The 12,742-nt window shown below is 36.9% G+C and carries 13 protein-coding genes and 1 tRNA gene; 9 read left to right on the plus strand and 5 right to left on the minus strand.

Features of this window, described 5'->3' with window-relative positions; translation table 11 throughout:
* Window positions 1-341: 341 nt before the first annotated feature.
* The 5 genes from AC6EIZ_RS06805 (at window position 342) to recA (ending at window position 4,134) form a co-directional block, all read left to right on the plus strand.
* Window positions 342-806 (plus strand): NAD(P)H-quinone oxidoreductase subunit N, encoded by a 465-nt coding sequence (locus AC6EIZ_RS06805; protein WP_498509901.1) that lies wholly within the window; start codon window positions 342-344, stop codon window positions 804-806.
* A 12-nt stretch (window positions 807-818) separates the two neighbouring features.
* Window positions 819-1,841 carry a Light dependent period protein LdpA domain-containing protein gene (locus AC6EIZ_RS06810; RefSeq protein ID WP_498509902.1) on the plus strand — a complete coding sequence of 341 codons (1,023 nt, stop codon included), beginning with the start codon at window positions 819-821 and terminating at the stop codon, window positions 1,839-1,841.
* Window positions 1,842-2,023: 182 nt separating this feature from the next.
* Window positions 2,024-2,095, plus strand: a tRNA-Gln gene (locus AC6EIZ_RS06815).
* Window positions 2,096-2,108: 13 nt separating this feature from the next.
* On the plus strand, window positions 2,109-2,888 hold the full coding sequence (locus AC6EIZ_RS06820) for an HAD family hydrolase (RefSeq protein ID WP_498509904.1): 780 nt from the start codon (window positions 2,109-2,111) through the stop codon (window positions 2,886-2,888).
* A 112-nt stretch (window positions 2,889-3,000) separates the two neighbouring features.
* The gene (gene recA / locus AC6EIZ_RS06825; protein ID WP_498509906.1) at window positions 3,001-4,134 is read left to right on the plus strand and encodes a recombinase RecA; all 1,134 of its coding nucleotides are present in this window, start codon (window positions 3,001-3,003) and stop codon (window positions 4,132-4,134) included.
* A gap of 18 nt (window positions 4,135-4,152) precedes the next feature.
* Here the strand turns inward: recA and AC6EIZ_RS06830 are convergent, their stop codons facing one another.
* Window positions 4,153-4,392, minus strand: a complete 240-nt coding sequence (locus AC6EIZ_RS06830; protein ID WP_498509908.1) for a DUF2839 domain-containing protein — start codon at window positions 4,390-4,392, stop codon at window positions 4,153-4,155.
* A gap of 37 nt (window positions 4,393-4,429) precedes the next feature.
* Window positions 4,430-5,878 (minus strand): helicase, encoded by a 1,449-nt coding sequence (locus tag AC6EIZ_RS06835; protein WP_498509910.1) that lies wholly within the window; start codon window positions 5,876-5,878, stop codon window positions 4,430-4,432.
* Window positions 5,879-5,951: 73 nt separating this feature from the next.
* On the opposite strand from AC6EIZ_RS06835, the gene AC6EIZ_RS06840 reads away from it, so the two are divergent.
* Window positions 5,952-6,827, plus strand: a complete 876-nt coding sequence (locus AC6EIZ_RS06840; RefSeq protein WP_498509912.1) for a prephenate/arogenate dehydrogenase — start codon at window positions 5,952-5,954, stop codon at window positions 6,825-6,827.
* On the opposite strand, the gene crtD is transcribed toward AC6EIZ_RS06840, so the two are convergent.
* Entirely contained in the window at window positions 6,820-8,337 is a 1,518-nt protein-coding gene (crtD, locus tag AC6EIZ_RS06845) for a C-3',4' desaturase CrtD (RefSeq protein ID WP_498509914.1), read from the minus strand. The genes AC6EIZ_RS06840 and crtD overlap by 8 nt on opposite strands.
* 28 nt (window positions 8,338-8,365) lie before the next feature.
* On the opposite strand from crtD, the gene AC6EIZ_RS06850 reads away from it, so the two are divergent.
* Window positions 8,366-9,253 (plus strand): fructosamine kinase family protein, encoded by an 888-nt coding sequence (locus AC6EIZ_RS06850; RefSeq protein WP_498509915.1) that lies wholly within the window; start codon window positions 8,366-8,368, stop codon window positions 9,251-9,253.
* Window positions 9,254-9,289: 36 nt separating this feature from the next.
* On the opposite strand, the gene AC6EIZ_RS06855 is transcribed toward AC6EIZ_RS06850, so the two are convergent.
* Window positions 9,290-9,652, minus strand: coding sequence for a CAAD domain-containing protein (locus AC6EIZ_RS06855; protein ID WP_011295483.1), 363 nt, complete (start codon window positions 9,650-9,652; stop codon window positions 9,290-9,292).
* A 123-nt stretch (window positions 9,653-9,775) separates the two neighbouring features.
* Between AC6EIZ_RS06855 and AC6EIZ_RS06860 the strand changes: the two genes are divergently transcribed.
* Both AC6EIZ_RS06860 and moeB read left to right on the plus strand, forming a co-directional pair.
* Window positions 9,776-10,288 (plus strand): M67 family metallopeptidase, encoded by a 513-nt coding sequence (locus AC6EIZ_RS06860; protein WP_498509917.1) that lies wholly within the window; start codon window positions 9,776-9,778, stop codon window positions 10,286-10,288.
* A 22-nt stretch (window positions 10,289-10,310) separates the two neighbouring features.
* Window positions 10,311-11,456, plus strand: coding sequence for a molybdopterin-synthase adenylyltransferase MoeB (moeB, locus tag AC6EIZ_RS06865; RefSeq protein WP_498509918.1), 1,146 nt, complete (start codon window positions 10,311-10,313; stop codon window positions 11,454-11,456).
* A 6-nt stretch (window positions 11,457-11,462) separates the two neighbouring features.
* Here the strand turns inward: moeB and AC6EIZ_RS06870 are convergent, their stop codons facing one another.
* The gene (locus tag AC6EIZ_RS06870) at window positions 11,463-12,614 is read right to left on the minus strand and encodes a cob(I)yrinic acid a,c-diamide adenosyltransferase (protein ID WP_498509919.1); all 1,152 of its coding nucleotides are present in this window, start codon (window positions 12,612-12,614) and stop codon (window positions 11,463-11,465) included.
* Window positions 12,615-12,742 lie beyond the last annotated feature (128 nt).

Below are 12,742 nucleotides of genomic sequence, written 5' to 3' on the forward strand. Positions count from 1 at the left end.
TCAATCTGTAAGAGAGACTTGGAATCTGAATTAAATCGCCTATCTAGCCAAAAAAGTTGAAGTTAATTGAAGTTCAATTTATTTGGAAAAATGCTAGCGACAATCAGCTGGCTGAGACTTTTTCAAACTTTTCAAAAAGTTCAAAGAGTATCTCGACAAAAGAAAATAAATTCTTCTGCACAGGCCAAAAAGACTAAACGCAAACGCCTAGTCTGCTCAAGTGTCTAGAGGCCCGGCTAGCGGGCGGGCATAGAAAAGCTTTAGCAACTTAAAAGATTACACTATTAACACCCATTTTGTGTGATGCTTCAGTTGAATAAGATAAAGAATTTGATTTAAGGATGCCTTTATTACTCTCTGGTCAGAAATTTCGCACTGATCTTGAATCATTCGGCTGCCTTGCCATCCTTAGTCCATTAGAAGGTGGAGCAGAAACTCGTTTACTTCGAAGACTTAGAGCTAGCGGATATCAAACAAAGATAACTTCCGCCAGAGGATTAGGAGATCCAGTTGTCTTTCTTACCCAATTACATGGAATCAGACCACCACATTTGGGGCATCAAAATGTTGGGAGAAATGGGGCCTTAGGAGAAGTTCAACAAGTTATTCCTCAATTAAATGAATTGTTAGTCGAAGATAAACCCTTAGTTTTATGGTTATTAGAGGGTCAAGTCTTATCCAAGTCAGAACTATTAGCAATAAATAATCTCTGCCAAAAGGAACCTCGCATCAAAATTGTTATTGAGATGGGAGGGGCTCGAAGTATTAAATGGCAACCATTAAATGAATTCATCAATAAAGATTAGAAATTCATCACGGTGATTACTCAAAAATCGATTTGCAATTCTGAAGCTCTCAAAAAAGGTAACTGGGTAAAATTAATTTGTGGAGCAAGTAATCAAGACTTACCTTCCATCACTGATCTTTGCTCAATTTATGGAGCTGCAGGGGTTCATTGCATTGACCTCGCTGCCGACGAAGCTGTTATCAATGCAGCTCGCAATGCTATTAATTGGGTTTTCGAAACTTATGGAAAAAAACCTTGGCTGATGATCAGCTTAAGTGATGGAAAAGATGCACATTTTCGCAAAGCTTGGTTTAATCCAGACCTATGCCCATCGAATTGCGTAAGACCTTGCCAAGGCATTTGTCCAGCTCACGCAATTGAAAACAAAGGTGGTGTAAAGGCTAATAAATGCTATGGATGTGGCAGATGTATTGATACATGCCCGTTAGGTATTATTCAAGAAAAAGATCGAAGATTAACCCTGAAAGATTTTGGTCCATTGTTAACTACTATCAAACCTGATGCGGTAGAAATTCATACGGCTCCCGGAAGAGGCAAAGAGTTTGAAAAAACAATCAAAGAAATTTTTAAAGTCGACCTGCAACTAAAACGATTATCTGTTAGTTGCGGTTTACAAGGCCACGGAATAAACCATGAGCAATTAGCAGAAGAACTTTGGCTTCGACATCAATTTCTGAGAATTCATAATCAAAAACCTCTTTGGCAAATTGATGGGCGTCGAATGAGTGGAGATCTCGGAGAAGGCGCGGCAAAAATCGCAGTAAAACTTTGGGAAAGAATACGCCCAATAGCACCACCAGGACCCTTACAACTTGCTGGAGGGACTAATGAATCGACAATTAAGTATCTACCAGAGATTAAAGGGCCTGAAGGAGTGGCTTTTGGAGGGAAAGCAAGAAAGATAATCCAACCTTGGTTAGAAGAAGCTCAACAAAAAGGAATTAGTCTTAGAGAGTGGCCCGAAGGCTGGGAGGCTGCTCTTTCCGAGGCAAAGCGGCTAATCAATCCTTGGCTTGTAAGAAAATCTTTATAATTGAATTTTCCTAGCTAAATCGATCAATCGCAAGCCCAATTCGGGCTGTATTGATGAATAAATTTTCCAATTAACTAAAAAAAACTGGATAAAGACATGACAGGGTTGAATCAAATATGCAATTATCTAATAGAAAGAATCCAAATCTTTGTCTCTCAACTGCAAACATAGATCTGGAACAATGGGCCGTCGCCAAGTGGTAAGGCATCGGGTTTTGGTCTCGACATTCCTAGGTTCGAATCCTAGCGGCCCAGTTTTCAACAGTTAGTGATAGAAAAACCTTTACTTGTTCTGGATTTTGATGGTGTCATCGTCGACGGCATTGAGGAGTATTGGTTTAGTTCTCGTCAAACTTGTCTCAACATACTTTCTGACAAAGAAAAAGAAATAATTTCTTTTCCTAGAGAGATTCCCGTAGCTTTTAAAGCCCTGAGGCCCTGGGTTAATCATGGTTGGGAAATGGTTATCTTGGCTGCTGAATGCTCAGATAAAACTAGTCAACTAAACTTAAAAGGTATTGAGAGTTACTCAAAAAATTACGCAAAAGATTGCGCTTCAGCACTGAATGGATGGAGTTGGACGCCTTCTAAGTTACAAGAAGCTTTAAATCAAACGAGAAGAGAAGCAATATCAAATAATTTCAATCAATGGTTAAATTTGCATCAGCCTTTTTCTTTAGTCACTCAACGCCTCAAGACACTTGAGAAGGAAGGCATTGAATTTGCTGTTTTAACAACAAAAAGTATCGAGTTCACAAAAAAACTTTTGGACTGTTTCGATCTTCAGCCAAAGCTTGTGTTCGGTCACGAATCAGGAAGCAAAGTCGATGTCTTGAACCAACTCTTGCAGAAAAGAATAATTCGAGGGTTTATTGAAGATCGTAGAACTACTTTAGAAAAAGTCTTGGAAGATCCCAATCTGAAATCTATTCCTTGTTACTTAGCAAACTGGGGATACTTGAAACCTAATGATCGAAATAATCTTCCTTCTGGCATTAAATTACTAAATTTAGACACTTTACAAGAACCTATTCCTAAGTGGTCTTGACTTAATAGCGTACGTCTGTACTATCGGTTTAATTGCTATTCGTTGAGGAGCTGAGTATTTCATTATCAATCCCAACGTCTCTTGTTATCCCTCTGAATTAAAGTTATTTGTCATGTCAAACGAAGGTAAGTCACTCCAATCAACTGAATCTAAGAAAATAGACGCAAAATCTGGAGAGAAAGAAAAAGCTTTGAGCTTAGTGGTTGGGCAAATAGAACGCAATTTCGGGAAGGGTTCGATTATGCGTCTTGGGGACGCATCAAAAATGCGTGTAGAAACGATATCTACAGGTGCTTTAACTCTTGATCTAGCTCTAGGTGGCGGCTATCCAAAAGGGCGTGTAATTGAAGTTTATGGTCCCGAAAGTTCTGGGAAAACAACGCTAACATTACATGCAATAGCCGAGATTCAACGTAACGGCGGAGTTGCTGCATTTGTAGATGCAGAACATGCTCTTGACCCAGTCTATGCAGCTTCTCTTGGTGTTGACGTCGAGAATCTTCTCGTCTCTCAACCAGATACAGGAGAGATGGCATTGGAAATCGTTGACCAACTTATTAGATCTGCTGCAGTCGATCTAGTTGTTGTTGATTCAGTCGCTGCACTTACGCCCCGTTCAGAAATAGAAGGAGAAATGGGTGATCACTCAGTAGGTGCTCAAGCTCGTCTAATGAGTCAAGCAATGAGAAAAATTACTGGAAATATTGGCAAGTCTGGTTGCACAGTGATTTTCTTAAATCAATTACGTCTAAAAATTGGCATTACATATGGGAATCCAGAGACAACAACCGGTGGAAACGCTCTTAAATTTTATGCCTCTGTAAGATTAGATATTCGTCGTATTCAAACATTAAAGAGAGGAACTGAAGAATATGGAATTCGTGCAAAAGTCAAAGTTGCAAAAAACAAAGTTGCACCTCCATTTCGAATAGCCGAATTTGATATTCTTTTTGGAAAAGGAATTAGCACTCTTGGTTGTCTTCTTGATTTAGCAGATGAGACTAATGTCGTCACTCGTAAAGGAGCTTGGTATAGCTATGAAGGTGACAATATTGGGCAAGGGAGAGACAATACCATTACTTGGCTTGAACAAAACCCTGAATCAAAAGAAATAATTGAAAAGTTAGTTAAAGAAAAATTAACTGAAGGCTCAGAAGTAAGTGCTAATTCAATGAGACCATTAGCGGCAGCTGCTCGTCAGTCTTCATCACGACCAAACCTAAGCCAAGTTTCAGCGAACGGTTAAAGATAAAAATCCTATACTTCATCTGATATCTGCAGGAATCCACCACCCTGCAGCAGGTCCAACAAAGCGAACAACTACCCAAAGAATAACTAAAGCAGCAATACCTATCCATCCTGCACGAATACTTAATTGTATAAATTGATCTCTTTGCGCTTGCGTAACAGGAAACCAAGAGACAATACGAGGTGACTCATTCCTAGAGCTTTTCTTGCTACGAGGTTTTAATCCTTGCTCAGATCTTCGGCGAGCTTCTCCCATTATAAAAAAAAATATTTTTTAATCTAAGAGATTGATTTTAATAAGGCAATAAACGCTCTAAAGCAACCCACGGTTCAAGAGCTTCGAATATTAGTTTTCCCCAACTCCTATAGTGCATACGGCCGTCAAGGATGGCGACTCTAACATCTTTACCCCTAACAATTGCAAGGGATTTAAGAAGGGTAGTAAGGGTTTCCGGGAAAAGGAATTCTCGAAACCAGTCACGACCTTGATGCTTAAGCATTTCAACTTTAGCGGCAATCCAAGGTGATTCTAAAGTAGGCAATGGAATCACTGGGAAAATCAATTGATCTGGGGTTGGCAAATTGTGCTGATTAATAATCCACCAATTACAGCTACAACAAATAATCCCATTCATCTCAATATTAGTAGTTTCATGAACGACTCTCAACCCAAATTCTCCAGCTAATTCACTAGTTATCTGAAGTCGTAGTTGCAAATCATCTACCAAAACAATAGTTGGATGAGTACGACCAAGAATTAATCTTTGACACTGTCTTATAATATGGCGATAAAAATGAGACGTATTTGGCAAAGGTTGTCTTTTAGGAACAAACAAAGGAGTAGATTCTTGATCAAATTTATTTCCTAAATTCACCCTCACATTGAAAGTAAATTGTTTTTTATTTAAATCTAAAAAGAAAGAATCACTTTGACCTGAGTTATGCAGCATCAAAAGAGCATTTTCCGAGAGCAGACCTGAGAGAAGTTGTAAAGGAAGCAAAGGTTCAATATACCAATCCCAACTAAGTTTTCGATTATCTAGTTTCGCCCATGTTACCCATTCATTGTTGACGACGTTAAGAGCTCGTTTCCAAGGCATTATTGAAGGCAAGTCATCTTTGAGAATTTCTTTTAATGCTAAAAGTTCCCTATAGTCAATTCTTATGACAGCATCAGAACTTACGGAATGACTGAAAAAAATTCGATTTAAACGCTCATGAACTTCAATAATTGGAGCTTCAAAATGTGAGTGAGAAGCAATTAAATTCTCCCAATCTTTTGGAGTAATTTTGATCGACATAGATTCTCTAAGCTCACTAGAAATAAACTCAGATTCAAGAAAAATTAATTGGCGATTTTTTAATAAATCTTTCTCATTTGCAAAAATAAGATCTTGGTATTTTAGAACCCAAATTTTTTCATCTGAAGGAATTAATTCTATTCCTTCTACATAATCAAAACCTAATCGACTAGATCTTAACTTTGGTAATTCCACTTCAAACAAGAGTCGATGTTGTCTCTCTGAAAGAATCAGCACAATATTATTATTATGCAAGCAAAGTGGAATCAAAAGGCCAGGCCACCAAAAATTTTTACTATCACTTGATAATTGAATAAAAGTATTATCTTTACGACTTAAGCTTCTAGAGATCAATCTAGTTAGGGTCAAATTATGAGGCCATAGAGCAAGATTGTTTTGATAGTATTTTTTTAGATGTTTATGTGAATTCACCTCAAGCATTAGTGAGACCTTTTATCAATAAATTCTTTTAATCATGTTGCCCTATCAATAAAGATATAGAACAATACTATTTATGGATCTTAAAACAAAACCCTCTAAGAATATTGGAATTGTTGGATTAGGTCTAATTGGAGGCTCCTTAGGCTTAGATCTACAAAAGCTTGGATATACAGTTTATGGGATTACTCATCGAGAAAAAACTGCACTCAAAGCCAGAGAAAGAAAACTAGCCCAAATTGTTAGTACTGATCCAAGTGTATTAAAAAATTGTTCTCTTATTTACATTGCTTTACCACTTGAGCAACTCCTAAATCCTTCATCCGCTTTAATCAATGCCATTCCTAGGAATGCTGTTGTTACTGATGTTGGATCTGTAAAAGTCCCTATTTTAAATACTTGGAACAAGCTACATCCGCGTTTTGTAGCCAGTCATCCAATGACAGGAACGGAAGAGTCTGGTGTTAACGCAGGTCAGCATGATTTATTTAAAAATAAGCCATGGGTCGTTACTCCAAATAAAGAAACTGATCAAAAAGCCCTCGAAATAGTTCACCAAATTTCTTTATCACTTGGGAGTCAATGGATAAGCTCTGAAGCTCAAATACATGATGAAGCTGTTGGCTTGATTTCACATTTACCCGTTCTAATTAGCGCAGCATTGCTCAACACACTTAGTACAGATGTAAAGCCTCCCTTATATTCACTTGCAAAAAGTATTGCATCCAGCGGTTTTGCTGACACCTCTAGGGTCGGAGGTGGCAACCCAGAGCTAGGAGTCTCTATGGCAAAATTCAACAAGAAAAATATAGAGAGACATTTAGCATCTTATAGACATTCTTTAGATCTATTTGAAAAATATTTACTTGAAGAGAACTGGAGTGAGCTCCAAAGAATACTAGTCAATACACAGATAGAAAGACAGAATTTCATTTTAAAACCTACTAATTAAAGACAGGAATATTCAAATGCCTACCTTTACATTCCATTAGTTGCCTGACAACCATCATGGCTGATTGGCTTACGCCAGCTGTACCTTCTCCTGGATAAACTGAATCTCCACAAAGCCATAAACCTCTTAGAGGGGTTCTACTTGCCAAGCCAAAAGGGCCAAATTGATCTGGATGCTGACCAAGCCCTCCGACTATGCCACCAGGACGTCCTGTCCACTTTTCAAAGCTTCTTGGGGTTGAAAGTTCTTGATGATCCCAACTCGTATCTTGCAAATTAAACTTTTTATTTAAAATAGTTCTAATCTGTTTTGATAAAATATTTTTTTTTCTGGCATAGGATTGACTATCTAAATTAGACCATTGATTAATATCAACAAATACACTTGCAATTAAAGTAGCCATTCCAGCTGGTGCACGCTGATCCTCTTCCATACTTATAGAAATAAATAAAGAGCCTAAATTCTTATCGAATATTTGAATATGCCCTGGGCAATCAACAGGCAAGGCAGCACGACGGAGAGCTCCATAAAACACAAGGGCGCCGCTAGGTTTGGGTAATTTTTTTATACTTTCACGGTATGGTTTGGATAAACCTCCATCAATAGGAATTAAATCTAAAAGAGATTGAGGAGGTAAACTAAAAACAATATCTGTTGCTCTCAGCTGAATCAAATTCTTCTTTCTATCAATCACATTGACATCAAAAATATTTGAATTTTTATTACTTAATATTTTGGTTACTCTATGCCCAATTAAAAGGCTTCCACGATCTCTCAAAAAACTATCTTTCAACAAATCGCTAAGAATTTGCATTGATCCATGGAGATGCCATAGGCCTCTTGGAAATTGGGCCATTTGAAGAACAGTTGCACCGTATAACGCTGCCGTTCTACTTGCTGGCTCTTGAGAGTAAAGTTTTAATTGAAGGTCAAGAAAACTACGTAGACGTCTATCTTTATGACAACCAGTTAATGCAAGCAAGTCTGCAATAGTCAACTTACTCAAAAAACCTGTTAAAAGATTTGAAGGACGTATGGCTCTAATTAATTGACTAAAATCCCAAAAATTTCTGACCGGAAGTATTGGATCTCTTTCGACAAATTCCCAGTTACTCTCGTGAATTTTAGAACATAATGACCAGAAGATTTCACTCCCAGGAAACTGTTCTTGTCTTTCTTTCTGCCATCTCAATGGATCATGCCAAAGATTGATGGGCCTGCTCCCATCACCAAGAATAACTGAACATGCAGGATCTAAAATTTTTGCTTCAGGTAACGGAATATTTAAATAATTAAATAAACGATGATGAATTCCTCCCTTCTCAAGACCAGCGACTTGTGTGGCCCCTACATCAAAAGTATAAGAACCTCTTTTAAAAGTTCCTGCACAACCACCTAATTGACTATGTGCTTCGACCAAAGTCACCTGATAACCCTCTTTAGCGAGAAGAGCAGCTCCTGTTAAGCCAGCTATCCCTCCCCCAACAACAATGATAGATTCTTCAGACATAAAAAATTATCAAACGAGTAGATTGTGAATGGAGGAATTAATCCAAAAGGCTCTCTTAAGTTCAAATAAAGTAGGAAAAAACTCACTAATAGAAAAAATAATTCCTGTGGGTGGAGGTTGCATCCATAAAGCTTGGTGCATTCATTTCAAAAATGGCAAGAGAGTTTTTGCCAAATCAAATAGTAGTAGTAATATTAATATGTTTAAGTTTGAAAGTGAGTGTCTTTCAGTTCTAAAAAGATTTGCTAATAAATCCTATATCTGCGTTCCTAAAACACTTGATCTCATAAGTTATCAAAATATATCCATACTTTTTTTAGAATGGATAGATCTAAAACAATCCCAACAAAATCTCCTTGGGAAAGGCTTAGCACTACTGCATAAATCTTCGAGTGAATGGGGCCAAAAAAGTTTCGGATGGGAAGAAGACGGTTTTATAGGTTCTACAACCCAAGTGAGAGGGTGGGACAGTAATTGGGGAAACTTCTTTATAAATTTTCGTCTTAGACCACAACTCTTACAAGCAAAAGCATGGGGGGTCAGAATTGATGATTATGAGGATGTTTTAATATATTTAAGCTCATATCTAAATGAACATCACCCAAGAATCTCAATAGTTCATGGTGATCTTTGGTCCGGTAATTGTGGAAATACTAAAAATGGTTTAGGGAGTCTTTATGACCCTGCCAGTTATTGGGCTGATAGAGAAGTAGATATTTCAATGACTAAATTATTTGGTGGTTTTAATAAAGAATTTTATAAAGGATATGAAGAGATTTGGCCATTAGATAAATTCTCAAAAGATAGAACTGATATTTATAATCTTTACCATTTACTTAATCACGCAAATATATTTGGTGGATCCTACAAAGAAAATTCACTAAAAATACTAAAAGATCTGAGATCTCGTATGTAACGAAAGCTCAGATCTATTGTTCTCTCTCTAATTGACTTATCCTAAATACTCTTTTTTAAGATTTTGAACTTTGTCAAATACAGCAGTTCTTTTTTCACTGGTTGTTAAGTTCTGCCAACTCCATTGGCCTAAAACAACAATTCCAAGAAGTTCTAGCAAACCAGGAAGAATTGGGAAAAAATTAACTGTATCAATAACAACCTTGATTAAAACTTGAGCCAAAACAACAACGGCAATGATCCCTGCCGCCTTGCCATACTTACCCATTTGAGTCCAATCAATTTTGCTCAAAGATTCATTAACTTTTCCCATTACGTCACTGTAACGTTCTGAAAAATTAACACCTTCTGTTTTCCCTGCCTTTGATTCATCTTTTGAATCAGGATTTACATCAGACATGAACACAAGCTACTAAGCAAATATGGACTGAGCGTATCGAATTAATTTAATAAATGCCATAGGCTAGATAGAGATAAGTCCGAACCAAAATAGAGTAGATGCCGAATCAAATCATTTTTTTTCATGAAAATTCCAAAATATATTGAATTCCATAACGAAACGAATTGCATTCTATCTAGATTTTTAAAGGCGGCAGAGCCTGAGGAGGGCTGTTGTATGTTAATTGGCAAAACAAACAACTCAGCTAAAGATCACAAAAGAGATATTTGGGAAGTAACTCACATCTGGAATTGTCGAAATATTTGGGGAGAACAAGGATCGAAATTAATTGATCAAAATATAGGAGCCTTTTCTAATGAAAAAAATATGCAATTTTCCAAACAAAGTCGCTTCGAAATAGACGCTAAAGATCAAATTGCATCTCACAAATGGGCAAGAGAGCACAATCTAGAAGTTTTATGTTGTGCTCACTCTCATCCTTCAAATGAAAACAAACCCTCAGAAATAGATTTACTATTGCACCAATCTCCTGGTCTAATGGTTATTTCAAATAAGGATGGAGATTTAAAAGCATGGTGGATTAAAAATAAATTTAACTTTCATAGCGTGAAAATTAAAATTTTTTCTTTAATGTAAATTAATCATGAAGGTTTGATTAATGGAGCAAAGCCAGAATGAGGCAAATTTAAGTTCTGAAGAAATTGCTAGGTATGCTAGACATATAAGTCTTCCTGAGATAGGTATCAAAGGCCAAGAAAAATTAAAGACAAGCTCAGTTGCTTGCATTGGGACAGGAGGACTAGGTTCTCCACTTTTAATTTATCTTGCAGCAGCTGGAATTGGACGTATCGGAATAGTTGATTTTGATGTCGTTGAATACTCAAATTTACAAAGACAAATAATTCATACAACAAATTCAATAGGTTTATTTAAAACAGATTCTGCCAAACAACACATACTCAAAATAAATCCTTCTTGTCGAGTTGATTTATTCAATCAAAAGCTTACAAGTAGTAATGCTTTGGAAATACTTAGAGCTTATGATGTGATATGTGATTGTTCAGACAATTTCCCAACTCGCTACCTGATTAATGATACTTGTCTAATACTTAACAAGCCATACATATATGGTTCAATTGCAAGATTCGAAGGACAAGTAAGTGTGTTTAATTTGAAGGAAGACAGCCCTAACTATCGCGATCTTATTCCCACACCGCCTCCACAAGAATTAATTCCATCTTGCTCTGAGGCAGGAGTGATGGGAATTCTTCCAGGAATTATTGGTACAATTCAAGCAGCAGAAGCCATAAAGATAATAACAAATATTGGTTATCCACTAAACGGCAGGATCCTCATTTTTAATGCATTAAAAATGCAATTTAAAGAACTAACATTAAAATCCAATCCAGAAAATAGAAATATCCATAAATTAATAGATTATAAAAGTTTCTGTTCAGAAGTTACAGTTAAAAATGAGGCAGATTGTTATATAGAAAGTATTTCAATGAAGGAATTCAAGATACTCCATAGTCAATCTTCAAAAGAAATACTATTAATAGATGTTCGCAACCAAAATGAATACAATCAACATTCAATTGAAGGTTCAAAGCTCATACCTCTTAGCACTATTGAAAACGGGAAAGCTATTAATGAAATTAAAATTCTCACCGCAAAAAAAAATCTTTATGTATTTTGCAAAAGTGGAAAAAGATCATTGCGTGCTTTAAAGCATTTAAACAAATTTGGAATAAGAGGTATTAATATTCAAGGAGGTATTGAAGCCTGGAATAACGAAAAAAATTAATTAAAACTAATAATCAACTCCCCTTTTTAAATCAACTCCTTTTTCTGCATAGTGCTTATGACACACCATCTCCGAATGAACACTTGCTAAATCAAAATATATAGGTTGATTTTTGCATCTTCCTGTAATTATCACCTCAGTTTCGGAAGGTTTACGAAGCAATGCTTGAACAATCGGCTCAACTGGAAGGAGTTCCAAATCAACAGTTGGATTTAACTCATCCAAAATCACAGTTTTATAAAGACCACTTGAAATCGCTGCTCTTGCAATTTCCCATGCTCTCTCAGCTTCTACATAATCAATTGGCTTTTGCTGCCCCCTCCAAACAATAGCATCTCTACCAGATCGAAGATGGTCGACTAAATGAGGATAACTTTCTCGAAGAGCGGCAATCGCGGCATCCTCTGTGTAACCACTACCACCCTTAAGCCATTGCAAAATCAATACTCGATGACTTTTATCCTGACTAATCCCTCTTCCGATAGCCTGTAAAGCTTTACCCAAAGCACTGGTAGATTTGCCTTTCCCTTCCCCGGTATATATTTCAATCCCACCAATATTATTCTCAAAAAGAATTTCGTCGTTATTAATTTCGGGGCGTCTGTGAGCTTTCATCTCAGAGTGAAGTTCCGCAACTTTAATCAGAGGGTTTGGTGCTGCTCTTCCCGTAACGATAACTTCCATACCATTTGGTCTTGAAGTAAGTGTTTTAACAACTTCTTCAACAGGCAATAATCCTAGATCTAGGACAGGATTCAATTCGTCTAAGACAACAACGGAATATAAGGCACTAGCAATGGCCCCCTTTGCTATGTCCCATCCTCTTTGAGCTTCTTGATAATCAAATTTTGTTGATTGGTCAGCATTAAAAAATTCACCCCTGCCAGTTCTAACTTGATCAATAAGGTGAGGGAAACCTTGTTGTAAAGCATCAATAGCTGCATCCTCGTCATACGAGCGACCAGGTCCTTTCAAGAATCTCAGAAGTAATACTCTTGTTTGTCTTTTTTCACATATGCCTAGACCTATAGTCCTCAAAACCACCCCCAAAGCCGCCTGGCTCTTTCCTTTCCCCTCTCCGTCATAAACATGTAATTGTCCGTGACTACGTTCTTGGCTTTCCGATGCTGTCGTAATTCCTATACCGTTTAATGCCACGATCGAAAATTCTGCTTCTTATACATGCAACTTAACTTCTTCTTCATTAGACGTCATAGTATGTGCGAAATACATACAAAGATGAAAGAGTGTAGAAATTGCAATTTCATCAAATTTATGATCTTTTA

The organism is Prochlorococcus sp. G4PB16 (assembly GCF_059772465.1).

Excerpts from the sequence above, each read along its gene's own strand:
- AC6EIZ_RS06805 (WP_498509901.1), top strand. The coding sequence starts at position 342 with ATGCCTTTATTACTCTCTGGTCAGAAATTTCGCACTGATCTTGAATCA.
- recA (WP_498509906.1), top strand. The coding sequence starts at position 3,001 with ATGTCAAACGAAGGTAAGTCACTCCAATCAACTGAATCTAAGAAAATA.
- AC6EIZ_RS06830 (WP_498509908.1), bottom strand. The coding sequence starts at position 4,392 with ATGGGAGAAGCTCGCCGAAGATCTGAGCAAGGATTAAAACCTCGTAGC.
- AC6EIZ_RS06835 (WP_498509910.1), bottom strand. The coding sequence starts at position 5,878 with ATGCTTGAGGTGAATTCACATAAACATCTAAAAAAATACTATCAAAAC.
- AC6EIZ_RS06840 (WP_498509912.1), top strand. The coding sequence starts at position 5,952 with ATGGATCTTAAAACAAAACCCTCTAAGAATATTGGAATTGTTGGATTA.
- crtD (WP_498509914.1), bottom strand. The coding sequence starts at position 8,337 with ATGTCTGAAGAATCTATCATTGTTGTTGGGGGAGGGATAGCTGGCTTA.
- AC6EIZ_RS06850 (WP_498509915.1), top strand. The coding sequence starts at position 8,366 with ATGGAGGAATTAATCCAAAAGGCTCTCTTAAGTTCAAATAAAGTAGGA.
- AC6EIZ_RS06855 (WP_011295483.1), bottom strand. The coding sequence starts at position 9,652 with ATGTCTGATGTAAATCCTGATTCAAAAGATGAATCAAAGGCAGGGAAA.
- AC6EIZ_RS06860 (WP_498509917.1), top strand. The coding sequence starts at position 9,776 with ATGAAAATTCCAAAATATATTGAATTCCATAACGAAACGAATTGCATT.
- moeB (WP_498509918.1), top strand. The coding sequence starts at position 10,311 with ATGGAGCAAAGCCAGAATGAGGCAAATTTAAGTTCTGAAGAAATTGCT.